Origin of the sequence: Bacillus sp. NP157, from assembly GCA_018889975.1 — a bacterium.
Taxonomy (GTDB): Bacteria; Pseudomonadota; Gammaproteobacteria; order Xanthomonadales; family Rhodanobacteraceae; genus Luteibacter.
This window is the reverse complement of record CP076546.1, coordinates 3,302,601-3,325,418: the sequence shown is the minus strand read 5'-3', so window position 1 is coordinate 3,325,418 and position 22,818 is coordinate 3,302,601. Positions and strand designations below refer to the sequence as shown.

The 22,818-nt window shown below is 68.3% G+C and carries 27 protein-coding genes and 1 riboswitch; of the genes, 21 read left to right on the top strand and 6 right to left on the bottom strand.

The features are described 5' to 3' along the window. Positions 1 to 39: 39 nt before the first annotated feature. Both KPL74_15275 and KPL74_15270 read right to left on the bottom strand, forming a co-directional pair. Positions 40 to 2,412 carry a membrane-bound PQQ-dependent dehydrogenase, glucose/quinate/shikimate family gene (locus tag KPL74_15275; GenBank protein ID QWT19102.1) on the bottom strand — a complete coding sequence of 791 codons (2,373 nt, stop codon included), beginning with the start codon at positions 2,410 to 2,412 and terminating at the stop codon, positions 40 to 42. Between the two features lie 16 nt (positions 2,413 to 2,428). Continuing rightward, positions 2,429 to 3,733 (bottom strand): carbohydrate porin, encoded by a 1,305-nt coding sequence (locus KPL74_15270; protein ID QWT19101.1) that lies wholly within the window; start codon positions 3,731 to 3,733, stop codon positions 2,429 to 2,431. A gap of 296 nt (positions 3,734 to 4,029) precedes the next feature. Between KPL74_15270 and KPL74_15265 the strand changes: the two genes are divergently transcribed. After that, complete coding sequence (locus KPL74_15265; protein QWT19100.1) at positions 4,030 to 4,971, top strand: LysR family transcriptional regulator; 942 nt, start codon at positions 4,030 to 4,032, stop codon at positions 4,969 to 4,971. Here the strand turns inward: KPL74_15265 and KPL74_15260 are convergent. Beyond that, the gene (locus tag KPL74_15260; protein ID QWT19099.1) at positions 4,968 to 5,540 is read right to left on the bottom strand and encodes a winged helix-turn-helix domain-containing protein; all 573 of its coding nucleotides are present in this window, start codon (positions 5,538 to 5,540) and stop codon (positions 4,968 to 4,970) included. The genes KPL74_15265 and KPL74_15260 overlap by 4 nt on opposite strands. A 132-nt stretch (positions 5,541 to 5,672) precedes the next feature. On the opposite strand from KPL74_15260, the gene KPL74_15255 reads away from it, so the two are divergent. From KPL74_15255 to KPL74_15215, 9 genes are all read left to right on the top strand, one after another. Further along, a complete protein-coding gene (locus KPL74_15255; GenBank protein QWT19098.1) occupies positions 5,673 to 6,374 on the top strand; it encodes a response regulator transcription factor in 702 nt (233 codons plus the stop codon). A gap of 202 nt (positions 6,375 to 6,576) precedes the next feature. After that, the gene (locus KPL74_15250) at positions 6,577 to 7,104 is read left to right on the top strand and encodes a DUF2589 domain-containing protein (GenBank protein ID QWT19097.1); all 528 of its coding nucleotides are present in this window, start codon (positions 6,577 to 6,579) and stop codon (positions 7,102 to 7,104) included. 73 nt (positions 7,105 to 7,177) lie between these two features. Next, positions 7,178 to 7,777 (top strand): DUF2589 domain-containing protein, encoded by a 600-nt coding sequence (locus KPL74_15245; protein QWT19096.1) that lies wholly within the window; start codon positions 7,178 to 7,180, stop codon positions 7,775 to 7,777. A 56-nt stretch (positions 7,778 to 7,833) separates the two neighbouring features. Continuing rightward, a complete protein-coding gene (locus KPL74_15240; GenBank protein QWT19095.1) occupies positions 7,834 to 8,091 on the top strand; it encodes a hypothetical protein in 258 nt (85 codons plus the stop codon). Between the two features lies 1 nt (position 8,092). Beyond that, positions 8,093 to 8,371 carry a hypothetical protein gene (locus KPL74_15235; protein QWT19094.1) on the top strand — a complete coding sequence of 93 codons (279 nt, stop codon included), beginning with the start codon at positions 8,093 to 8,095 and terminating at the stop codon, positions 8,369 to 8,371. A 12-nt stretch (positions 8,372 to 8,383) separates the two neighbouring features. Further along, a complete protein-coding gene (locus KPL74_15230; protein ID QWT19093.1) occupies positions 8,384 to 8,788 on the top strand; it encodes a hypothetical protein in 405 nt (134 codons plus the stop codon). Between the two features lie 12 nt (positions 8,789 to 8,800). Beyond that, positions 8,801 to 9,124 (top strand): hypothetical protein, encoded by a 324-nt coding sequence (locus KPL74_15225; GenBank protein QWT19092.1) that lies wholly within the window; start codon positions 8,801 to 8,803, stop codon positions 9,122 to 9,124. Further along, positions 9,121 to 9,417 (top strand): hypothetical protein, encoded by a 297-nt coding sequence (locus tag KPL74_15220; protein QWT19091.1) that lies wholly within the window; start codon positions 9,121 to 9,123, stop codon positions 9,415 to 9,417. Before KPL74_15225 ends, KPL74_15220 begins: the two co-directional genes overlap by 4 nt. Positions 9,418 to 9,595: 178 nt before the next feature. Beyond that, a complete protein-coding gene (locus tag KPL74_15215) occupies positions 9,596 to 10,042 on the top strand; it encodes a hypothetical protein (GenBank protein QWT19090.1) in 447 nt (148 codons plus the stop codon). 49 nt (positions 10,043 to 10,091) lie between these two features. On the opposite strand, the gene KPL74_15210 is transcribed toward KPL74_15215, so the two are convergent. The 3 genes from KPL74_15210 to KPL74_15200 all read right to left on the bottom strand — a co-directional run bounded on the left by KPL74_15210 (position 10,092) and on the right by KPL74_15200 (position 12,411). After that, positions 10,092 to 11,054, bottom strand: a complete 963-nt coding sequence (locus KPL74_15210) for an MASE1 domain-containing protein (protein QWT19089.1) — start codon at positions 11,052 to 11,054, stop codon at positions 10,092 to 10,094. 170 nt (positions 11,055 to 11,224) lie between these two features. After that, complete coding sequence (locus KPL74_15205; protein ID QWT19088.1) at positions 11,225 to 11,866, bottom strand: DUF1109 domain-containing protein; 642 nt, start codon at positions 11,864 to 11,866, stop codon at positions 11,225 to 11,227. Then, positions 11,863 to 12,411, bottom strand: a complete 549-nt coding sequence (locus KPL74_15200) for a sigma-70 family RNA polymerase sigma factor (protein QWT19087.1) — start codon at positions 12,409 to 12,411, stop codon at positions 11,863 to 11,865. Before KPL74_15200 ends, KPL74_15205 begins: the two co-directional genes overlap by 4 nt. A gap of 129 nt (positions 12,412 to 12,540) precedes the next feature. Between KPL74_15200 and KPL74_15195 the strand changes: the two genes are divergently transcribed. The 11 genes from KPL74_15195 (at position 12,541) to KPL74_15145 (ending at position 22,802) form a co-directional block, all read left to right on the top strand. Further along, on the top strand, positions 12,541 to 12,819 hold the full coding sequence (locus tag KPL74_15195; GenBank protein ID QWT19086.1) for a DUF2282 domain-containing protein: 279 nt from the start codon (positions 12,541 to 12,543) through the stop codon (positions 12,817 to 12,819). 6 nt (positions 12,820 to 12,825) lie between these two features. Next, positions 12,826 to 13,653: a DUF692 domain-containing protein gene (locus KPL74_15190; GenBank protein QWT19085.1), complete on the top strand. Its 828-nt coding sequence runs from the start codon at positions 12,826 to 12,828 to the stop codon at positions 13,651 to 13,653. Then, positions 13,641 to 14,351, top strand: coding sequence for a DNA-binding domain-containing protein (locus KPL74_15185; protein QWT19084.1), 711 nt, complete (start codon positions 13,641 to 13,643; stop codon positions 14,349 to 14,351). The genes KPL74_15190 and KPL74_15185 overlap by 13 nt, the downstream gene beginning before the upstream one ends. Positions 14,352 to 14,378: 27 nt before the next feature. Then, complete coding sequence (locus KPL74_15180) at positions 14,379 to 14,846, top strand: DoxX family protein (GenBank protein ID QWT19083.1); 468 nt, start codon at positions 14,379 to 14,381, stop codon at positions 14,844 to 14,846. Between the two features lie 91 nt (positions 14,847 to 14,937). After that, positions 14,938 to 15,207: a hypothetical protein gene (locus tag KPL74_15175; GenBank protein ID QWT19082.1), complete on the top strand. Its 270-nt coding sequence runs from the start codon at positions 14,938 to 14,940 to the stop codon at positions 15,205 to 15,207. Positions 15,208 to 15,271: 64 nt separating this feature from the next. After that, positions 15,272 to 16,114: a DUF692 domain-containing protein gene (locus KPL74_15170; GenBank protein QWT19081.1), complete on the top strand. Its 843-nt coding sequence runs from the start codon at positions 15,272 to 15,274 to the stop codon at positions 16,112 to 16,114. After that, on the top strand, positions 16,111 to 16,848 hold the full coding sequence (locus tag KPL74_15165; protein QWT19080.1) for a DNA-binding domain-containing protein: 738 nt from the start codon (positions 16,111 to 16,113) through the stop codon (positions 16,846 to 16,848). The genes KPL74_15170 and KPL74_15165 overlap by 4 nt, the downstream gene beginning before the upstream one ends. Positions 16,849 to 16,870: 22 nt before the next feature. Further along, positions 16,871 to 18,022 carry a phosphotransferase gene (locus KPL74_15160; protein ID QWT19079.1) on the top strand — a complete coding sequence of 384 codons (1,152 nt, stop codon included), beginning with the start codon at positions 16,871 to 16,873 and terminating at the stop codon, positions 18,020 to 18,022. 1 nt (position 18,023) lies between these two features. Further along, positions 18,024 to 18,120: riboswitch (TPP riboswitch) on the top strand. 65 nt (positions 18,121 to 18,185) lie between these two features. After that, positions 18,186 to 20,363, top strand: coding sequence for a TonB-dependent siderophore receptor (locus tag KPL74_15155; GenBank protein ID QWT19078.1), 2,178 nt, complete (start codon positions 18,186 to 18,188; stop codon positions 20,361 to 20,363). Beyond that, positions 20,353 to 20,946 carry a nicotinamide riboside transporter PnuC gene (pnuC, locus tag KPL74_15150; protein QWT19077.1) on the top strand — a complete coding sequence of 198 codons (594 nt, stop codon included), beginning with the start codon at positions 20,353 to 20,355 and terminating at the stop codon, positions 20,944 to 20,946. The genes KPL74_15155 and pnuC overlap by 11 nt, the downstream gene beginning before the upstream one ends. A 53-nt stretch (positions 20,947 to 20,999) precedes the next feature. Next, on the top strand, positions 21,000 to 22,802 hold the full coding sequence (locus tag KPL74_15145; protein ID QWT19076.1) for an aspartyl protease family protein: 1,803 nt from the start codon (positions 21,000 to 21,002) through the stop codon (positions 22,800 to 22,802). Positions 22,803 to 22,818: the final 16 nt, after the last annotated feature.

The following is a 22,818-nucleotide window of genomic DNA, read 5'->3' as shown; positions in this document are numbered from 1 at the left end:
CAGCCGGCCGTTGCCGAATACACATGGTGAATCCCGGCCTCAGTCCGGCAGCCTCCAGGCCATGACGTAATCGCCACGGTCCGGCGACTGCCGGGCACCGCCGACGGTGAGGACCACGTACTGGCGACCGGTCTTCGGCGACACGTAGCTCATCGGGCCGCCCTGGCTGCCGACGGGCAGGCGCGCCTTCCAGATTTCCTTGCCGGTGGATTCGTCGAACGCGCGCAGGTAGTAATCCTGCGTGCCGGCGAAGAACACGAGGCCGGAGCGCGTGGCCAGCGATGCGCCGAGCGTCGGCATGCCAATCGGCATCGGCAGGTGCAGCTTCACGCCCATCGGGCCGGTGTCGCGCACCGTGCCCACCGGCACCTGCCAGGCGATCTTGCGGGTGGCGAGGTTGATGGCGGTCATCGTGCCGAACGGCGGCGCCTGGCACGGAATGCCGGCGGGCGACATGAAGCGGTTGCGGTCGGACCAGTACGGCGTGCCGAACATGGACGCCAGGCCCATCTCGACGCCGCCGCCGCTGCCCTTCACGGCATCGCGCGGGATCAACCGGGTCCACAGGCCGATGCGCATGTCGTTGACGAACATCAGGCCGTTCGCTTCGTCGATCGATACGCCGCCCCAGTTCATGCCGCCGAGCGAGCCGGGCCACTGCAGCGACACGTCTTCACCCGGCGCCGTGAACGGTCCCTGGTAACGCATGCGCTTGAACTGGATCCGGCAGAACAGCTGGTCGAACGGCGTCGCGCCCCACATGTCCGACTCGGTGAGGTGCTGCGTGCCGATGGTCGGCATGCCGACGGAGAACGGCTGGGTCGGCGAATAGCGTTCGCCCTTCGCATGCCACGGGGCTACCGGTTTTTCCACGACGTCGGCGATCGGCTGGCCGGTCTCGCGGTTGAGCATGAAGATCTGGCCCTGCTTGGTGACCTGAACCAGCGCGGGCAGCGTGCCGCCCTTGCCGTCGGGCACGTCGTACAGCGCAGGCTGCGCGGGGAGGTCGTAATCCCACAGGTCGTGGTGGGTGGTCTGGAAATGCCAGCGCACCTTGCCGGTCGACGCGTCGAGCGCCACGACGGATGAGCTGTACTTGTCGTCGGCCGGGGTGCGTTCACCGCCCCACTGGTCCGGCGTGGTGTTGCCGGTGGGCAGGTACACCAGGTTGAGCTTCGGGTCGTAGGCCATGGCCGTCCAGACGTTCGGCGTGGCACGCGTGTAGGTGCCATCCGGATGCGGGGCTGCCTTCGCGTCTTCGTCGCCGGGGTTCCATGCCCACGCCAGCTTGCCCGTGTGAACGTCGAAGGCGCGGATGACACCGGTGGGCTCATCGGTCTCGATGTTGTCGGCGACGCGACCGCCGACGATGACGAGGTCGCCGGCGACCAGCGGTGCCGAGGTGATCGTGTAGAAGCCCGGCTTCACCAGGCCGAGGCCTTCGCGCAGGTTCACTTCGCCGTGGTCGCCAAAGCCGTCGCAGCGCTGGCCAGTGGCAGCGTCGAGCGCGATCAGCCGTGCGTCGATGGTGGTTTCGATGATGCGGCGGCGACAGTCGGCGGCGGCGCCGGTGTCGGCAGGCGCGGCGGCGACGTCGCCATCGGCGTGGTAACCGAGGCCGCGGCAACGCTGCCAGTTCGGCGCGACGGCTTTCGGATCGAAGCTCCAGCGCTTCCTGCCGGTGTCGGCGTCGAGCGCGAACACCTCGTTATGCGGCGTGCAGACGAACACACTGTCGCCCACTTGCAGCGGCGTGTCCTGGTCTTCGGCGCCGAAGCCATTGCTCCTGGGCAGGTCGCCGGTGCGGAAGGTCCAGGCCAGCTGCAGGTCCTTCACGTTGTCGCGGGTGATCGCCGTGTGTGCGCTGTAATGCGTGCCCGCGGGCGTGCCGGCCCACGCCGTCCAGTCGGGTACGCCTGCGACGGGCGTGGTCGCCGTCGCGGGTACCTGCGACGGGTCCAGCGTGACGCCGTGGCGCACGAACATCGAGCCCATCGCGCCGGCGACGGCGACCGCGAGAAGGATCGTGGCCAGCGGTGCGCGCCGGCTCGGCGAACCGCCACGGCCACGCTTGAGCGCGGGGTAAAGCGCGCCCACCAGGACGCCGACGCCTGCGAACGTCAGCAGTCGCGATATCAGTCCCCAGTAGTCGAGGCCAACGTCATGCAGCGCCCAGGCCACGGTGGCCGCGAGCGCCGCGGCGTAGACCTTCACGCCCAGCGGGCGCAGGGCGAACAGCAGCGCGCCCGAGGCGACGAGCGCGATGCCCATGGCGATGAAGTACGCGCTGCCGCCGAGGCGCACCAGCATCACGCCGCCCCACAGCAGGCCTGCGCCCATCGCGACGATCACCACGCCGAGGATCCGTGCGAGCCATGCCGGAAGCGCGGCCGCGCCGTTGTTCTTGCTCATCGTCTCTACCTCTGGTTTAAAGCGTTGCCTTCAGCTGCAAGCCGAAGGCAAGTACGTTTTTCGTGCGCCGCTGCGAGAACGCGCCGGGATCCATGACGTATTGCACGTCGGGGCGAACAAGGAATGCGTGGTTCACGCGCCAGCCGTAGCTCAGCTCGACCACGCTTTCCGCATCGGGTAGCGTGTCGAGGAACGCGTCGTGCACGCTGTCGGTGCGGCTGTCGCGCCACGCGCGCGTGATCGACGGATTGATGACGGCGCGTACGTAACCGACCGCGATGGTGTCCTGCGCGCGCGATGCGAACGTGCCTTGCCAGATCGCATCGACGGAGTACCAGCCGCTCATCTGCGCCGTGCGCGGATCGGTCTTCATCACTTCGCCGGCGAGCACGAGGCCGCGGCGCGGATCCGATCGCGACTGGTAGACGCGTTGCGTGCCCAGGGCGTAGTAGCCGTAGCGGCCACTGGCCTGGTGGCCGGCATCGCCCTGGCGGTCGACATGGCTGTTGTCGTAATACGCGCCGAGCTTCAGTTCGCTGGCGCGGGCCGCGTTGGGATCGCGCGCATGCAGGTCGAGCTCGACGGGGAACATGGCGCCGGTGGTGCCGCGCGGATGCAGCGAGAACCCATGGTCTTCGCTGCTGTAAGCCGGGTTGACCTGGAAGGCGCCGATGCGCAGGTCGGCCGTGGGTGCGAGGTGCCAGTTCACGCGGACGCCGAGTCGCGCATTCGGATAGTTGCCCCAGCCGCTGCCCGAGGACATGGCCAACGGGTGCGCGCAGAAGGCCGCGTTGACCAGCTCGCACAGGATCGGCAAGCCGCCGAAGTCGTTGCCCATGGCCCACAGCCCGAGCTTCACGTTCGCATGGTGGCTGGCGATGTCCTGGTCGTAGCTGAGCTCGGTCAGTTTCAGGAACTGGCTGCTGTAGACCTCCTGGATCGGCATGCGGTTGCCGGCCAGGTCCGTCGTCGCGCCGCGCCCGGCACGGTCGTTCAGGGTGACGTGGAAGGTGCCCTGCTCCCAGCCCGCGGCCTTGTGCATGTCGATGTCGACGCCCGCACGCAGCTGCTGCGCGTAGCGCGTGCCCTGGCGCAGGCCGCCGCTGGCGACGCGAAACGTTTCCGAGACGTAGTCGCCGCGCACGCTCACGCCATGCCGTTCCCAGCGGCTGCGCACGCTGGTCCAGTCGTCCCGCTGTACATCGGCGTCGTCCGCGACGGCCTTGCCGCCCAGCGTGGCCACGGCCATGAACACGCCCGCGCTCCACAGCGCGGACCGACGGCGACGTGTTCGGTGGCTGGATGTCGAACGGATCTGCATAAACCTCACCTGGCGTTCTGCGGCGCACGCGCCACCGTCCGGCACACGCGGGGTGGCCGGGGGGAGCGGTGCTTGCCGGTTGGCAGGCAAAGGAGGCGGGTGTCAGCGTCGTGCCGGGTCCCGCGTGGGGGAGGGCGGGCCGGGAAGGCCTGGGTGCGACCTTATGCCGTTTTGACGGCTATGGGCCCGTCTGCTTTGCTGGAACGACAATCTACGCTTGCCATGTCAGGCATACAATTGTTATTTCGACAAAGTAACCTTGCCACGCGAGCAAGCTGCCCGGGTCCGCCAACGCCATGTACAAGCACGTCAACCTCCTCGCCCTGCGCCTGTTCGTGCGCGTCGCCACGCACGGCAGCTTTTCGCAGGCCGCGGCCGAGCTGAACCTGCTGCCATCGTCTGCGTCACGCCACATCGCGGCGCTCGAGCACGCGCTCGGCCAGGCGCTGTTTACCCGCCACTCGCGCGCCGTGCGCCTGACCGACGCCGGCCAGCGCTATTACGAATCCGTGCGCGAGGCGATCGAACAGATCGACCAGGCCGGCGAGCACATCGCGGAAGAAGACGAGCCGCGCGGCCGGCTGAAAGTCAGTGCGCCCCCTGCATTCGCACGCCGGCACCTCGCACCCATCCTCATGCGTTTCCAGGAACGCCATCCCGGTGTCGAGCTTGACCTGTGGCTGACCGATACCTTCTCCGATCCTGTCGAGGCCGGCATCGACGTGTCGATTCGCATCGGCGAACTGAATGACTCACGCATGCTGGCGCGCCTGCTTGCCGTGCAGCACTTCGTCCTGTGCGCGGCGCCGTCGTACCTCGCAAGGCATGGCACGCCGCGTACGCCGGATGAGCTGGCCACGCACAACTGCCTGGTCTACCAGGCACCGTATGGCCCGCAGAAATGGCACTACCGCAGCGGGCACGACGCGTATGCCGTGGCGGATGTCGACGGCAATGTCCGCAGCAATTACATCGAATACCTGCTGGAGATGGCGCGCGGCGGCAAGGGCATCGTCTGTTTCCCCACGTGGCTCGCCAGCCGCTACCTCGAGCGCGGCGAACTGGTGCCCTTGCTGGAGGCCTATGGATGGGCGCTGGAACCCGCGGCGCTCGGTATCCATGCGGTGTATCCGGCGAACCGGCAGCGCTCACGCAAGACCCAGGCCTTCCTGCAATTCCTCGGCGAGCAGGTCGGTGAGCCGCCGTTCTGGGATGGGTGGCAGCAGCGCCGGGGTTAAGGGCGTGGTGGCGAATCGTGCGTGCGCGTCGCCAGCCAACCGCGTGCCGCGTCGACGGTGACCAGGGCATGGGGCAGGGTGCCTTCATGGACCAGCGAGGCGGCGACACGCAGCAGGACGCTGGTGAGGACCTGCCAGCCACGGTCGTCGCGCGGACCCAATGCCCGCATGCGCCGCTGGAACGCGGGATGGCGGCCCCAGCGGCGCACGGCGCGTACCAACCGGTCTTCGAGCGAGCGCTGCGGCCTGACCGGCGTGACCAGGCGATACCCACGCTTGCGTACCGTGGCGATGTAGCGCGGCGCGCGCGCATCGTCGTCCAGCGCCCGACGCAGCATCGCCACCGCCTTGTGCACGGGGTTGTCGCCGAAGAAGCCACCTTGCCAGCACGCGTCGAGCAGGTCGGTCGCGCTGACGACGTCGCCCGGGCGCGCGGCCAGGTAGCACAGCACGTCAGCGTGCCGCGGCTCGAGCACGCGCACTTCGCCATGGCGCTCGATCACCCGGCGCTTCGGATGGATGGTCCACTCGCCAATGAGAAACGGAGAAGGTGCGGCGGGGCTCTGCATTCGGCCAGCGATCGGTGCCGGGATTTGCAACTAATTGAGGTTGCAGAAGAAAGGCGGTCCGTAAGATTCCCGGAAGGACGTGAGATTGTTCTCGCGCCAAGTCTGCGCTCCTGACCAAACAGGAGTGGGTACATGCAAGGGAACCATGTTGCTGGCCACCAGGCGGAGCGCATTCTGTCACAGCGACGCCACGCATCCGTCCGCATCGTGCTGGCGGAAGAGCAAGAGCTGTTGCGCGAGGGGCTCGCGGCGCTGCTGCAGGCGCAGGCCCGTTTCGATGTTGTTGGCACGACGGGCGATGGCCGGGATTGCCTGCGGCTGTGCGTGGACCGCAAGCCCGATCTGCTTGTCTTCAACGAATACATGCCCGGGCTCAATGGCATCGAGGCTGCGCGGCGCGTGGCCTCGCGCTGCCCCGCCACGCGCATGCTGTGCCTGTCCGAGACTGGCGATAGTCCCTGCGTGCGTGCGGCATTCGATGCGGGCGCGCACGGCTACGTGCTCAAGCGTTGCACTTTCGCCCACCTCATCGAAGGTATCGATAGCGTGCTGTCGTCGCGGTACCACGTCAGCCCTGAGCTCGCGCATGTGCTGGTCGACGCGTTCTGCCGGAACGACGATCCCCATGCCCTGCTTACGCCACGCGAGAAAGAGGTCGCCCAGCTCTATGCCGAAGGGCTGTCGACACGGCAGATCGCCGGGCGCCTGCACATCAGCATGAAGACCGTCGGCACGCATCGCGAACACCTGCAGGCAAAGCTCGGCCTCGAAGGCATCGCCGACCTCACCCGCTACGCCCTGCGCACCGGCCTGATCTCCCTCGCCCTCCTGTAGGAGCGCGCCCGCGCGCGACCGATATCACCCCATCGGAATGCCGACCACAAATCCGCCCCAACACCATGCCCATCTCAGCTTTCCCCCGATACCCACCCTGGGCGCCAACCCGCAATCTATCCCCACGCCACGAACGCGCTTTACAAAGGACCACGACCATGCACACACACCACGACCCACGCCACGCCGAACAGCGCGCACCATGACCAGCGCCGCTCCCCTCGAGGGCCTGATCGAAGCCATGGCGAGTGCCGTGGTGGAAGCCCAGGGTCGCATCGAACAAGCCCAGGTAGCCCACCTCGGCGACTACTTCGACGAAGACAACCGGCCGAAAAGCGTGGTGATTCGCATGCCCTCGATGAAGGCTGGCGCGGAGGCCGGCGATGAAGACCTTTACCGCGCCCCGTTGCTTCCGCTGGTCCCGACCGCTTCGTTGCGCATCAAGGACGTCGAAATCAGCTTCGATGCCGACCTGGGCAGCCTGGTCGACCGACAGGACGCCGAGGCGCCGGCCGGCGACCTGGGCGAATCACGCTGGCGTTTCCTTCCACGCAAGCCGAAGCGCTCCGTCGGCCTGGACACGGCCTCGCGACGCAGCGCGGATCGCGCCGGTGCCGTGCGGGTGGTGCTTCGCGTGGAAGGCGTCGAACCGAGCGAGGGCACGGCGCGCCTCGTCAACCATCTCGCGATGACCCAGGGGGTCTTCCAGACGTTCCGGCCGGACGATTAACCCCTCCCTCCGCCTGGCCGAACCGCACCGTGCACGAAGCACGGGCGCCACATCGATACACAAGGAATGACACATGTCGATCATCCAGATGTCCGATCAGTTCCGCGGCTTGCCCATGGGCGATCTCATCGGCGCGCCACTGCAGGCCGCCAGCGAAGCCCAGGTGCGACTGGCCCAGGCGACCTCGGACTTCATCAAGGTCGTGGGCTTCATGCCCGATGCCAGCGGTGCCGTGGGCGAAACGCGCACCTCGGTGTTCAAGTTCAAGCGGCCGATCGCGAACCCCGATCCGAATGGCCCGTTCGAAGAAGAAGTCGAGATGGAAGTGCCCCTGCTTTCCATCGTGAAGATCCCGACGCTCTCGGTGAACAGCGTGGACATCACGTTCGACATGGAGGTGAAGTCGTCGGCGACCGAAGTGAGCAAGGTCGACAACACCACGAACTACGATGCCACCGCATCGTTCGGCTGGGGCTTCTTTTCGGCCAAGGTGAATGTCTCCGGCTCCGTGGCGACGCACAAGGAGAACACCCGCACATCGGACAATTCCGCGAAGTACCACGTGTCGGTGCAGGCGCGCGACGAGGGCATGCCGGAAGGCCTGGCGAGCGTGATGGACATCCTGCAGACCGCTTGCGTTCCGAAGACGAAGCCTGCCGTCGCGGTTCCCTGATCCGTGCATGACCGGTCGTGGCGCCGTGGGCGCCACGACTTTCCAAGGAGCGCCAGATGTTCGACCTTACCGATGTCCGCTTCATCAAGCGGGTCGTGCTTGGTAGCAATAACCCTTCCCAGATGGCTTCCGAGGCACACATCGAGGAAGCGCGTGAGTTGATCAACCGTTGCCTCAACGAATCGCCCAAGGGCCACGTGCTGGCGATGGAGAAGAGCTTCAAGATCCTCCAGGTGGGCGAGCACCAGGTCGTCCTGCAGTGGATCTGCTACCACATCGGCTTTCCGCGCAAGCCAGCCTGGATGGTGGACTGACGTGGCCACGCAGGCGGTGTCGCTCGACAGGCTGCGTGCGCGCGTCGAGGCGATGGCGCGTTCCGCAAACGCCAGCCTCAGCCTGGAGTTCGACGGGCGACTGCACGGGACCCGCGCGGGCGTGCTGGAAGTGATGCCGGGCCGGCACTGGTTTGCGCGGCTGCTGCGTAGCCCGTTGCAGCATGTCCGGTTGACATGCCTTGCCGCGGAAGGCTGGCAATCGCGGCTTTTCATCGACGGCGTCGCCGTCGGTTCCCCGGGGAACGATCCCCACCCCTGAAAGGAGTCAGTCATGTCACATGGAAAGTTGACGTCGCTAACGGCCACGGCGCTGTTTGTCGTGGCCACCATGGCCCTGCCTGTTTCACGCGCCGCGGGCGTCGCCGGTGTCGGCGAATGGCGGGGCGTCGTCCGATCGGACACAGGCCTCGTGCGTGCGACGCTCGTGCGCAAGGGCGACCGGCTCGACATCCATTTCGGCGAGCCGCATAACTGCCGGATCCCGGCACAGCTTCTCGGCGAAGAGAACGAGGCAGCACGATTTCGCTTCGGCCCTTCGTCGAATGGTGGACGCTACTGCGACTCGCTCTATCCCGGCGAGCTACGGCTTTCCGATGAAGGCGACGGCGTGCGCCTGGTGTTCGCCCGCGCCGCTCATCCCTGGACCGGGATCCTCACCGTCATTGCCGAGCCATGAGGAGGGCGTGCCATGGACTCCATCCTGCTTGCACGATTCTGGTTGCTGCTCGCTGCCGTCGGCGGCGCGCTCATGCCCGTCGCATTGAACAGCAGCGGCTCACGCAGCCGCGCCGTCGTCCAGGTCATCTGCGGCACACTGGTCGCCGTGTTCCTGGCGCCGGCCTTCCAGCGCTACTTCCTTCCGGAAGCGGCCGCGGAAGTCCAGGCCGGCGTGGCGTTCCTGGTCGGCTGTTTCGGACTGAAAGTCACCGTTATCGCCCAGCGCCTGCTCGACCGGCACGGCGAGGGTGTCGCGGAGCGGGTGATCGAACGGGTGACGGGAGGTGGCAAGTGATCTTCAGCCTGCTCTCCATCGACCTGGTCGCCACCAGCGTCGCTACCGCGATGGCCGGTTGGCTGCTGACCGACCGCCTCCTTTCCCGTCCGGCGCGCCTGTGCTGTGCGGCGATCGGCGCCGGTGCATGCGTCAACAGCATAGGCATCTACGGCATGCTCGCGAACGTGGACGGCTTTTTCTACGGCGATGTCTGGCCCAGCGAAGTGCTGGTGGACGTGGGCGTCGCCGCCCTGCTGGTGCGCTGGGCCTACCGCCTGCACCACCAGCGGGCGGAGCCGCTGGCGCCCTGAACCGCCGCACCCCCATCGCTGCGCGGAATCGGCACGGTGGCCCGCTATGCTCATGCCGTTGCGGGAAAGTCACGAAATCGACCATGGGGTGTTGCCCGTGGCAATCCCCCAACCGTCGATCAGCCGGTACCTGCCGCATGGGGCGGCAGGCCGGCACATAACCTATGGGGATTCCACCATGTCTTTCTCGTTCCGTACGCTCGTCGTTTCGCTGTCCGTCGCCGCCCTGGGCATGGGCGCCGCCCACGCGCAGACCGCCCTCAGTGGCCTCGGCCAGGCGTGGCCGAATGCCACCGACGTCAGCAGCAGCCCGAACTACCACGTGTATGTCTTCACCCGCGGCAGCATGCGCTACATCCAGGTGAACGATGCCAATGGCACCGTGCGCGCCGCCATCGCCAGGACGCCGACCAGCCTGCTCGGTACACCGGTGGGCGTCGACGCCAGCAACGTGGCCACCCCGGACGAGCCCATGGCCGCGCCGGCCAGCACGACCGGTGAGACGGTCTACAAGGATTCCAGCACCCAGGTGTTCGTCGCCCCGCAGCCCAACGGCACGATGCGCGTGATGGCGGTCAATGCCGAGTGCAAGAACCCGGTGGAGTGCTCGTCGCGCGGCCCGTAATCCGCGTGCTTGATATCGCCGGGCCTGCGTGGCCCGGCGATGCGCCGCCTCAGCGGCGAGGTGCGGGGGCGGGAGCCGCCCCGCCGATCCGCAACGCGGTGGCCCGTGCAGCGGCCATGCGCCGTGCGATGCGAACGCCGAAGATCAGCGCCGTCGACGCGGCGAAAGCCAGCACGGCCTGCGCGCGGATCATGGCCGGATCCTGCAGATGCAGCGACGTGCTCGCCTGCGCCACGCTGGCCAGCATCCCGCCCATGGCGGCGCCATGCCAGCCATGCCGGAGGGTCAGCGCAACCACCGGGATCGCCATGCCGAGGCGGACCCAGGTCAGCAAGCCATCGTCGTCGCCCGCGCCGTTGGCGACCAGCAGGAGCAGGGCAAGGCAGGGCACGGCGAACATCAGCGCATCGCGCACGAGGTCGCTCTGCCGGAAGGCGTGCCATGTCGCCACGCCGCCCGGAAGCGCGGCGATGCGTTCGCGAACGGCCAGGATCAGGGGGGTAAGCGTCAACGCGCCCAGGTAGGCACCCAGCACCCAGGCCAGCAGGATCGGCAAGGTCACGGCGGGTGCGCCGGAACCGTCGCCCATCTGTACCGTCGCCAGGGCAGCGGCGTTCGCGGTCGTGTTTATCGCTGCGCAGACCAGGGTGGCCGTGAGGATGAAGCCCATGTTGAGCTGGCCATCGTCCCGGAGCAGCTGGTAACGCCTGTGCAGCCAGGCCATCGCTGGCATGCACAGCGCGATGGGCGGGATGGAGACTACGCAAGCCCAGAGGACGCCGAACGCCTGCGCGTGCAGGGCGGCCATCTCGGCGATCGGCAGGGCTTCGCCCACGGCCAGCGCGATCCAGTACCGGCGCGGGACGAGCAGCAGGCAGGCCAGGCGCAGGCCCGCGGGCAGCATCCAGTGCGAGAACGACACATTGCGGGTGAGCTCGTAGCAGGCGGCATACGCGCCCGCGACCGCGATGTAGCGGCCCCACGCCAGCGGATCCCGAATGGCTCTACGCACCTTGCGCCCCTCAATGCCGCCGTCGCGGCTGTTCCGATGAAGCGTGGCCGGGGCCTGGCGAGGCCCGTTACAGCTGACGCTTTCGTGCTGAATGATATAGCGGCAGGGGCACGTCGGAATACATAGCGCTCACGAACATTTGCCGAAATAGCGTTCGGGTCGTTCGTCGACTACCAGCGCAGGAATTTGCGACCCGCCAGGGCGCCGATCGCCGCCGGCACCAGCATGCCCAGCAGGTACCAGAACGCCCAGAACGGCGGGGCCATTTCAGGGCAGTGCAGGCAGTAGGCCGCCGTGGCCGTCGCACCCGCGAACAGGCCGGTCGCGGCGCCGGCGAGCCGGGGCCGCACCGGCGCCATGCCACGCACGGCCCAGAACATCGCGATGGCGGCCGGGGTAGAGAGGATGGCGATCAGCACCGGGCACACCTTCCACGTGCTGCCCAGCCACAGCGCCATGCGGGCACCTTCCGGGGCGCCAGCCAGGGCGACCGCCAACGCGGCGAAGGCGACCAGCGGGGGCACGCCCAGCGCGGCCCAGCGCACGCCGACCGCTGCGCCGGGCCGCGACAGGCGCAGCACGACGGCGAGGGCGGCGCTGGCGATGGCCAGGGGATAGGCCAGGCGCAGCCAGAACATCGCCGTGCGTGCTGCCACGGCGAGATCCGGGCGCAGGCCCAGCGTCACCGCCATCAGCAACAACGCGCCGGCCAGCCCGACCAGGGCCGCCAGGGCGAACCGGCGCCGCGGCGCGTTGCGATCGACGGCCGGCGTTTCGGTAGCGAGCAGGGCAATCAGGTCGTCGGTTTTCATGAGGCACCCCGGATGCTGGCGGCGAGCGCCTTCAGGCCACGATGGACGCCGACCTTCACGGCGGACTCGGAGATGCCACAGCGCAGCGCGGCCTCGGCGACGGACAGCCCCTGCAGCTTCACGAACACGATCGGCAATCGGTGCCGGTCGGGCAAGGCTTCGAGCAGGCGGCCGACGTCGCGGCGCGCATCGGCGGGCTCGACGTCGGAGGCAACGAAGACGTCGCGTTCGTCGATCGGATCGTGCAGGGCCTCCCGGCGGGCGTGGGCGCGGAAGAAATCCATCAGCTTGTAGCGGGCGATCGCATGCACCCAGGCGGTCAGCGGCTGGTCTTCGCGATACGTGTGCCGGGCGTTGTGCACGGCGAGCAGGGTCTCCTGGAGGATGTCCTCCACGTCCGCCTGCGCGCGCGGAAGGCGCCGCCGCAGCCATCCACGCAGGTACCCCGCCAGCTCTTCGAGGAACTGGCGGTAAGCCTGGGCATCCCCACCGAGCCCCGCGACGAAGCGAGAGCGGAGCTGGGGTTCGACGTCGGACGGTGGCATGGACGGTAGTTCGCTCGCGCGAGGCGAATGGTTACAGGCGATCGGAATCTTTTTCCACTGTAACCACGCCGGGCGCCACCGCGAACTCCCCCCTGAACCGGGCAACCGCCCGCACCCCGAGGAAACGCCATGAACCGTCACGCCGCATCGATCGCCCTTGCCGTGGTTGCCCTGGTCGGCAACGTCGCCCACGCCGATGGCGCGAAGGACGCGAAGAAGCCCGCCGTCGAGAAATGCTGGGGCGTAGCGAAGGCTGGCCAGAACGATTGCGCGGCCGGCCCGGGCACCACCTGTGCGGGCACCGCCAAGGCCGACTTCCAGAAAAACGCGTGGAAGAACGTGCCGACCGGTACCTGCACGACCATCGCCACGCCGAACGGCCACGGCACGCTGACCAAGGTCGGCTGAGCCACCATGCACGCATCCAGCGCCGGCCTCGGCTTCAAGCCCCAGCACGCCGATGCCGTGCTGGACCGGCGCTGGCCCGGCCTGTGGCTGGAGATCCATCCGGAGAACTACATGGTCGACGGCGGTCCGCGACTGGCGCTGCTGGATGCGCTCGCCGCGGCCTATCCGCTGTCGCTGCATGGGGTGTCGCTGTCCCTGGCCGCGGACGCCCCGCCGGATCCGCGCCAACTCCAGCGCCTGCGCGACATGGTCGACCGGGTCGAACCCGTGCTCGTTTCCGAGCACCTCGCGTGGTCGACCCGCGGCGGCCGCTACCTGCCCGACCTGCTGCCTTTCCCGCGCACGCATGAAGCCCTGCAGCGCGTGGCCGACAACGTGGGCCGGACGCAGGACGCGCTCGGGCGTGCCATCGCCGTGGAGAACCCCAGCCACTACATGCCGATCGACGGGAGCACGTACAGCGAAGGCGATTTCATCGGTGAACTCGTCAAGCGCAGCGGTTGCGGACTCCTGCTCGACGTCAACAATGTCCACGTCAGCGCACGTAACCTTGGCATGGATGCGCACGAGTGGATCGATGCCTTGCCGCTGCATGCGGTACACGAGATCCACCTCGCCGGTCATTCGGTCGACGACAGCGGCCTGCTCATCGACTCGCACGACCAACCGGTGGGTGCCGACGCCTGGAACCTCTACGCCTACGTCCTGGCACGGACGGGGCCGCGGCCGACACTGATCGAACGCGACGGCGCGGTGCCCGCGTTCGAGGTCCTGCACGCCGAACGCGCGCGGGCCCAGGCGATGCTCGACGAGGTGGCCGCATGCACGGCCTGAGTCGCTTCCAGGATGCCTTCGGCGATGCGTTGTTCGACGATGTCGCCGCTCCCGGCCCGGCGTTCCTCGTCTATCGAAACACTGTGCTGCGTGGTTGCATCGACACGCTCGCGGCGAACTTCCCCGCCGTTGCCTGCCTGGTCGGCGAGGCTTGGTTCCGCGCGGCCGCGGCGGCGTATGCCACGGCGCATCCGCCTCGCGATGCGCGCATGGCCCGGTACGGCGATGTCTTTCCCGAATTCCTTGCAGGCATCGAAACGGCCGATGCGTTGCCTTACCTCGCCGACGTCGCGCGGATCGACCGCGCGTGGAGCGAAAGCCACGATGCGGCGGATGCCGAGCCGCTCGATGCCGCGCGGTTCCTCGATGCATGGGAAGGGCGTCTCGCCTGGCGCGTGCATCCCTCTGCACGCTGGCTTGATTCGGCGCACCCGGCCGGCGACATCTGGCGGCCGAGCCGCGATGGCATCGCACCGGGCGTGATCGCATGGAAAGCGCAAAGCGTCCTGGTGGTTCGCCCACGCCTCCATGTCGACGTCCTCGTCGTCGATCGTGCTACGACGATCTTCCTTGCGGCGTGCACGGCCGGCGCATCGCTGGCGGATGCGACGCAGCAGGCCGGCGATGCCTGCCCCGAAGCCGAACTCGACCGTATGCTCGCCGGCGTCCTGCGCGCCGGTGCCCTTGCCCTTGCCTGACTCGCACTGCCGAAAGGACACCTACCCATGTCTACCACCGTTGCCCGCACCGATGGCCCGCGTCTTCGCACACGCTGGAACGCATTCGCCGACCGCCTCGACGGATGGATCGGCCACGACCTCCTCGCCCTGCTTGCGCGCTTCTCCATCGCTGCGATCTTCTTCCAGTCCGGCCGGACCAAGGTCACGGGTTTCCTGACCCTCACCGACAGCACCTACCAGCTCTTCCAGGATGAGTACCGGTTGCCGCTGGTGCCGCCGGACATCGCCGCGCACATGGCGGCCTACACCGAGACCTTCGTGCCCATGTTGCTGGTGCTTGGCCTGGCCACGCGCCTGTCGGCGACCGTGCTGCTGGGCATGACCACGATCATCGAGATCTTCGTCTACCCGGACGCATGGCCCACGCACCTGTCCTGGGCAGCGATCCTGCTCTATCTCGTCGCCCGCGGTGGTGGCAGGCTGTCGCTCGACCACGCCCTGCGCATCCGTTGATGCCTGGCCTACGTATCTGTAACCGGTACGACCCGCAGCACGAATGACCTGATGCCGATCCGGCATACCCCCATCGCCACGGAGAATCACCATGAACACCGCAACCCACAGCATCGCCGCCGCTGCCGCCCTGTTCGCCGTTTCCGCCGCCGCCATCACGGCCCCTGCCCAGGCCGCCGAGCAGGCTGCCGGCAAGACCGTGCATTGCTTCGGCATCAACAGCTGCAAGGGCACGTCGGACTGTAAGTCGGGCAACCACGCCTGCAAGGGCCAGAACGACTGCAAGGGCCAGGGCTTCAAGGCCGTGTCCGTCGCCGAGTGCAAGGCCCAGGGCGGCAGCACCACGCCGCCGGCAAACTAAGCGACACTGATGGCATCGCCCGGCCGCGCAGAGGCGGCCGGGCACGACTTGGCGGAGCGTCACGATGAACCTGGCCACGTTGCCGACATTCCGGGGTTTTGGGCTGGGCCTGCGCGTGCCCCACTACGCGGATTTCACCTCGGCCGCGCAGCCGGTCGACTTCGTCGAAGTGATCTCGGAAAACTTCATGGTGGACGGCGGCCGCCCGCTGGACATCCTGGCGCGCGTGCGTGAGCGCTATCCGGTGGCGCTGCACGGCGTGTCGATGAACATCGGCACGACCGACGGCGTGGACCTCGACTACCTGCGCCGGCTGCGTCGCCTCGCCGACCGCGTGGATCCCCTGTGGGTCTCCGACCATCTCTGCTGGACCGCCACGGGCGGCTTCCAGTCACACGACCTGTTGCCGTTGCCGTACACCGAAGAAGCCCTGGATGTCGTGGCCGCCAACGTGCTCGCCGCGCAGGACGTCCTCGGCCGGCCGCTCGTGCTGGAGAACCCGTCGACCTACATCGCCTTTGCCGACAGCCCGTATGGCGAGGCGGCGTTCATGGACGCGCTTTGTAGACGAACCGGGTGTTACCTTCTGCTCGACGTGAACAATATCTTCGTCAGCGCCACGAACCACGGGCTCGATCCTGCCACATGGCTGGAGCGGCTTCCCCTCGACCGCGTGCGCCAGGTGCATCTCGCCGGGCACAGCCAGGGCCGCGACATGCTCATCGATACGCATGACGCGCCCGTGCCGGACCCGGTCTGGGCACTGTTTGCGCGCTTCGCCGAACGGCTCGGCGATGTCGCGGTGATGATCGAACGCGATGACCATATCCCGCCACTGGCCGAACTGCTCGCCGAACTGGGGCAGGCCCGTGCCATCGTGGCCGCGACACACCAGGAGGCTGCATGAACCTGCGCGACATGCAATCCCAGTTCGCTTCCGTGCTACGCGGAGCCCCGGCCGTGGATGGCCTGGACGGCCGCGGCATGGCCATCTACACCAACAACTATCGCTCGCAGCTGGTCGCCTCGCTGCGCGACACCTACGCGAAGACCCGGCTGTGGATCGGCGACGGCCAGTTCGACGAGATGGCCGAGTCGTACGTCGCATCGACACCGCCCGCGTCGTGGACGCTCGATGCCTACGGCGAATCCTTCATCGATTGGCTGGACAAGCACTACCCCGAAGACATCGAGATCGCCGAGCTGGCATGGCTGGACTGGCACCTGCGGCGGGCGTTCTCCGGCGCCGATGCCGAGCCGATCAGCGTGAACGATCTCGTCTCGGTGGATTGGGACGCGACCGAGTTCCGCTTCGTGCCCACGCTCAAGTTCCGCTGGACGCGCAGCAATGCGACGGCGATCTGGCACGCGCTGGCCAGTGAATCGATGCCGCCGGCCTCGGAGGTTTTCGACGTGGACGCCGGCGTACGCGTCTGGCGTCGCGACTACTCGCCGCGCTTCACCAGCATGCTGGCGCCCGAATGCGCGTGCCTCGACCTCGCCCTGGCCGGCGCCAGCTTCGGTGAGCTGTGCGAAGCCCTGACCCGCCTGCACGAGCCCGATACCGCCGCCCGCCAGGCCGGTGCGCTCCTGCGCAGCTGGGTCGACGACGGGATCGTGCTCTCCCTCCAGGGCGGTTGACCGCGCCCGCTACACTAGGGGCATGACCCACACCGCCCACCTGACCCACGGCCTTGCGGGGGACGAACTTCCACCGGACTGGCCGCCGCTGGCCGAGGCGGAAGTCGCCTCGTTGCTGGAACGCATCCCAGCCGCCGGCATGCTGAAAGCGATCGCATGGCGCTCGCCGCGTCCGCTCTCGGCCGCCGCGCTCGTCGATGTCGAAGGCGGCAGGTTTTTCATCAAGCGCCACCACGCCAGCGTCCGCACGGCAAAAACGCTAGCGGAAGAGCATCGCTTCGCGACGCACCTGCGCACGCAGGGCCTTCCCGTTCCTGCGCTCCACGCGGACATCAATGGCGCGACGGCCATCGCGATGGGCGACTGGACCTTCGAGGTGCACACGCCCGCGCGTGGCCGCGACATCTATCGCGACGCCTATTCCTGGTCGCCCGTAGGCAGTGTCGCCCAGGCCCGCACGGCTGGCGCGATGCTCGCACGCGTGCACCTTGCGTCGCGTGGCTACGAGGCGCCGCAACGCAGCACGCATATCCTGGTCGCACGCGCCGACCTGCTGGAGGCGAACGACCCGGTGTGCGCGCTCGAAGCCCAGCTCGGCGAACGTCCCGCGCTCGCACGCTTCCTCGCCACGCGCGACTGGCGCGACGAGTTGCGCGCGACGATGGCGCCCTGGCATGCCGCGGCATGCGACGCCGTGGCCGCGCAGCCGCGCCTGTGGACGCACGGCGACTGGCACGTCTCGAACCTGTGCTGGAGTGGCGAGGGTGACGATGCAACGATCACCGACGTGCTCGACATGGGCCTCAGTGCGTCGACCTTCGCCCTGTTCGACGTGGCGACCGCCATCGAACGCAACGCGATCGCGTGGCTGGAGATCGAACGCGGCGACATCGGTCGCGACGACCTCGCCGTCGCCATGCTGGCGGGTTATCACTCGGTGAGTCCGTTCACCTCCGCCGACCTCGCCGCGCTCGCTGCCGTGCTGCCGCTGGTCCACGTGGATTTCGCCCTGTCCGAGGTGGAGTATTTCGAAGGCGTCACCGGCCGTCGCGACCATGCCGGGGTGGCCTGGCACACCTTCCTCCACGGCCATGCCGCCTGGTTCGCCAGCGCCCCCGGCCAGCGCCTGCTCGACGCGATCCGCGACGCAGGGCGCGATTTCGTGCTTCAATAGACGCTTGAAGCGGGGGTGCCTGGCGTTTGCCAGGCTGAGAGAGTCCCTTGGAACCTGACCCGGTTAGGACCGGCGTAGGGAGCTTGCAGAGCCATGGAGTCCGCCTGGGAAAGGCGGCGCGTGGCCGCGCCGTCGCTTCGTCCGCATGCCAATGAAGACGACGATGACCCCGACCCGTACCCCGATCGCCCTTGCCCTGATCCTGTCGTTCGCCGGCGTGGCGCACGCCACCGACGACGCGCCCCAGCAGGCACGCACGCTGCCTTCCATCGACGTGCACGCCAGCACGACGGACGGCTATCGCGCCGCCGATACGCAGCTGGACACCTTCGGCAGCTTCGGCAGCGCACCGCTGCACGATACGCCCGCGGCGATCACGGTGATCACCCGCGCGCAGATCGACGACCGCCAGCCACGCTCGCTCAGCGAACTGGTCCGCGGCGACGCGGCGATCAACGACAACTACGCGCCGGCGGGTTACTACCAGGACGTCTCGATCCGCGGCTTCCCGCTGGACCTCGCCACCGGCTTCCGCTTCAACGGCATGATCATGTCGGCCGAACAGTTGCTGGCGCTGGAAGGCAAGCAGCGCGTGGAAGTGCTCAAGGGCCTCGGCGGGCTGGAGGCCGGCGTCGTCGAGCCCGGTGGGCTGGTCAACTATGTGAGCAAGCGCGCCGCCGAGGTCCACACCGTGACCCTGGGCACGGACTCGCATGGCTCGGCCTACGAAGCGGTCGACCTCGGCACGTGGTTCACGCCGACCTTCGGCATGCGCGTCAACGCGGCCCATGAAGAAACGCATGGCGCCGTCGAACATACCGACAGCCGCCGTACCTTCCTCTCCATCGCGGCGGACTGGAAGGTCACGGAGAACGCCACGCTGCTGCTGGATACGGACTACCAGACCAGCGGTGGCCGCTCGGTGTCCGGCTACCAGCTGCTGGGCGGCACGGTGATCCCCGAGCATGCCAGCCGGACGCGCCTGCTCGGCTACCAGCCGTGGCAGCGCCCCGTCGGCATCGATTCCAGCAACACGTCGCTGCGCTTCAACTATCGCTTCAGCGACCAGTGGAACGCGCAGGTGTCGGCGGGGCACAGCCATACGGTGATCGACGACAACGTCGCCTTTGCCTACGGATGCTTCTACGCCGCCTCGTGCGCGAGCGGCGCGACGCCCGGCTATTTCTTCGCACCGAACGGCGACTACGACGTCTACGACTATCGCAGCCCCGACGACACGCGGCAGAACGACGAAGTGCGCGCGTCGCTCACCGGTGCCTTCAGCACGGGCACGATCGACCACGAACTCAACGTCGGCGCCTCCGCCTTCCGCCGCACGGTCGACCAGCGTGCGGATGTCTACGATTACGTCGGCACGGCCAACATCGGCGACCCGGTGGTGCCGGTGTTCGCGCCCTCGCCCAACGAACCGGGCCCCGAAGTGCGCCGCCTGACCAGCTGGCAGCGCACGCTGTTCGCGATCGATCGCGTGCATCTCTCGGACACCTGGCAGGTGCTGGCGGGTGCCCGCCTGGTGAAGCTCGACGAGCGTGCGTATGACGACAGCGGCGCGCTGGAGCGCGACACGCGGATGACCAAGACCCTGCCGCAGGCCGCCGTGCTGTGGCAGCCGGCCACGGCGCTGACGACGTACGTGAGCTACGGCGAAGGCATTTCGCTGGGGCGTGAAGCGCCGTACTGGACCGCCAACGGCGGCACCAACCTGCCGCCGCTGCACTCCCGCCAGGCCGAGGCCGGCGTGAAGTACGCCGTGAACGACGCGCTCGACCTGCAGGCCGCGGTCTACCGCATTCGCCAGCCGTACCAGTACGCCCAGCCCGACGACAGCGCCGAAGGCTTCACCTTCGTCCAGCGTGGCCAGGAAGTGCACACCGGCGTCGAGCTCAACCTCGCCGGCCAGGTCAGCGATAACCTGCGCCTCACCGCCAGCGCCAACGTGATCCGCGCGCGCGCCGAAAACACCGGCACGCCCAGCTACGAAGACCACCAGGTGGTCAACGTGCCGCGCTATCGCACGGCCGTGTATGCCGATTACACGCTCCCGTTCGCGCCGCGCCTCGCCGTGTTGGGTGGCTGGCGTTACGCGAGCAGCAACGTCGCCACGCCGGACGGTGCGACCCGCGTACCGGCCTATCACGTGTTCGACGCGGGGCTGCGCCTGGCCACCACGCTGGGCGGCCATGCGATGACATGGCGGCTGAGCGTGGATAATGTGTTCAACCACTTCTACTGGCGCGACACGGGCACCTCGGGCGGCGACAGCTACCTGTTCCCCGGCATGCCGCGGCTGGCCCGCCTGTCGATGACCTATGACCTTTGACTTCTCCCTGTTCGAACTCGCCGCCGCCGTGGTCAGTGCCGCGGCCGTCTGGCTGACGGCGCGGCGCAGTCCGTGGTGCTGGCCCGTGGGCCTGGTCTCCGTGGTCGCCTACGCGTGGGTCTTCGTCGACGCGAAGCTGTACTCGGACACGCTGCTGCAGGTCGTCTTCGCCCTGCTCATCCTCTACGGATGGCAGCGCTGGTCGCGCAACCTGGATGCCACCGGCCATGTGCGCGTCGCGTCGCTGGATGCGCGCAGCGCCACCTGGCACCTCGCCATCGGCACGGCCGCCGCCCTGGCGCTCGGTTACGCCATGCATCGCTGGACCGATGCCTCGCTGCCATGGCTCGATGCCGCGCTGACCGCCTTCAGCCTGGTCGCGCAATGGTGGCAGGCGCGCAGGCATGCCGCGGCGTGGCCGCTGTGGATCGCGGTGGACGTGATCTACGTGGGCGAATACGTCTACAAGGCGCTGCCGATCACGGCCGTGTTGTACGCCGGCTTCGTCGTGCTGGCGGTGATCGGCTGGCGGGCATGGCAGCAGGTGAATCCGCTGGCCCCCGAGGCAGGCCACGCGCCTTAGGGCGAAGCCCGCCCTACAATCGGGCCAGGGGACCCACGTGGGAGCGCACGCCGATGCACCGACTGTTCTTGGGTTTCGTCCTGTGTAGCGGCACCCTGGTCGCGCTGGCCGACGAGCACGTGCCGCCAGCGCGCTTCCACGCGACCGGCACCCTTTCCAGCGAAGGCCTCGACAGCCAGTGGCGTGAAAGCGTCGATGGCCCGGCAGGCACATGGCGCATCGACGTCAGCCATCCCGCGCGGTCGTATTCCGATGGCGCCGACGGCGGCGGCCGCTGGCACCAGGACATCTCCGGTGGCGTGCATCCGTACGACTCGGCAGAGGCGAAAGCCGTCGCCGTCACCGAGGCGTGGCTGCAGCGCTTCGGCTGGATGGACGCCGACGGCGCGGCCCTGGGACCCACGGTGGTGACGCGCGAGCGTGGCATGGACCTGCGCCGCACCGTGGCCACGCCGCCCGGTGGCCGCGAGGTCACCCTGTGGTTCGACCAGACCAGCGGCAACCTCGTCCGTGCGAGCTGGCGCTGGTCGTTCCTCACGGTGACTCGCGATTACGCGGACTACCGCGACGTCGGCGGCGTGGCGTTGCCGTTCCGGATGGATGCGGTGGCGAAGACCGACAGCGGCACGGAAGACAGCCGCGAGACGGTCCGCGTCAGCGGCTACGACACCGCGACGTCGCCGACGACCGCGCGTCCGGCGCCGTTGCCCGGCGACGTGGCGATGCGCGACGGCGCGACCGCCGCCCACGTACCGATGTTCCTGGAGGGCGGCGCACTGCTGGTGCAGGCATCGATCAACGGCTCGAAACCGATGCCCTTCATCCTGGACACCGGCGGCCACGCCATCCTCACCGAGGCCACGGCGAAGGCGCTCGGTATCGTGGGGCAGGGCAAGGGCGTCAGCACCGGCTCGGGCCCGGGCTCCATGAGCATCACCTATGCGAAGGTGAAGTCGCTGTCGCTTGGCGAGGCGGACATTCGCGACCAGACCTTCCTGGTCATGCCCTTCGGCGCCGGCTTCTCCGACCGTGGCGAGCGCGCGCCCGTGGCAGGCATCCTCGGGCTGGAAGTGTTCGAACGCTTCGCGGCCACGTTCGACTACGACCGCGGGGAACTGACTCTCGCGCCGTTCGGCCCGGGGGCGACGCCACCGGCAGGCAAGGGATCGTCGGTGCCCCTGCAATTCACCTTCGACATGCCGGTGGTCGATGGCGCCCTGGACGGCAGGCAAGGTGCGTTCGGCATCGATACGGGAAACAGCGGCTATCTGTTGCTGTTCCCGCAATGGGCAACGAGGCAGGGGCTGGTCGACCGTTATCGCAACGGCGTGGCGGTGCTCGATGGTGGCGGTGTCGGCGGCGCCTTCGCATCGCGCCTCTCGCGCAGCCGCCAGCTCGACATCGGCATGGTGTCCGTGGCCGGCCCCGTCGCGCAGCTCACCCCGCCCAACGCGGGTGCCACGGCGAACGTCTCCGAAGCAGGCAACATCGGCCAGGATGTGCTCTCACACTTCCTCGTGGGCTTCGACTACCAGCGCGGGGCGATGTATCTCGCGCCACGCGCGCTGCCGTCGCCCGTGCAGGCGAACGACCCCGGGATGCGCGCGGCGCGCAAGCCGGGCCAGCCGGATCGATTCGCCGTGGTGGCGGTGCTCCAGGACGGTCCCGCGTCCAGGGCGGGCGTGCGCGTCGGCGATGCCATCCTCAGCGTGGACGGCGTGCCTGCCGCGAAGCTGGGCAACTGGGGCCTGCGCAACCGGTTCCAGCGTGCGCGGACGGGCGACAGCGTGGTGCTCGGCATGGCGGACGGCCACAAGGTGAGGCTGGTCATGGCCGACTTCCTGACGCGGCCGTAATTCCTGCGAATTTTCA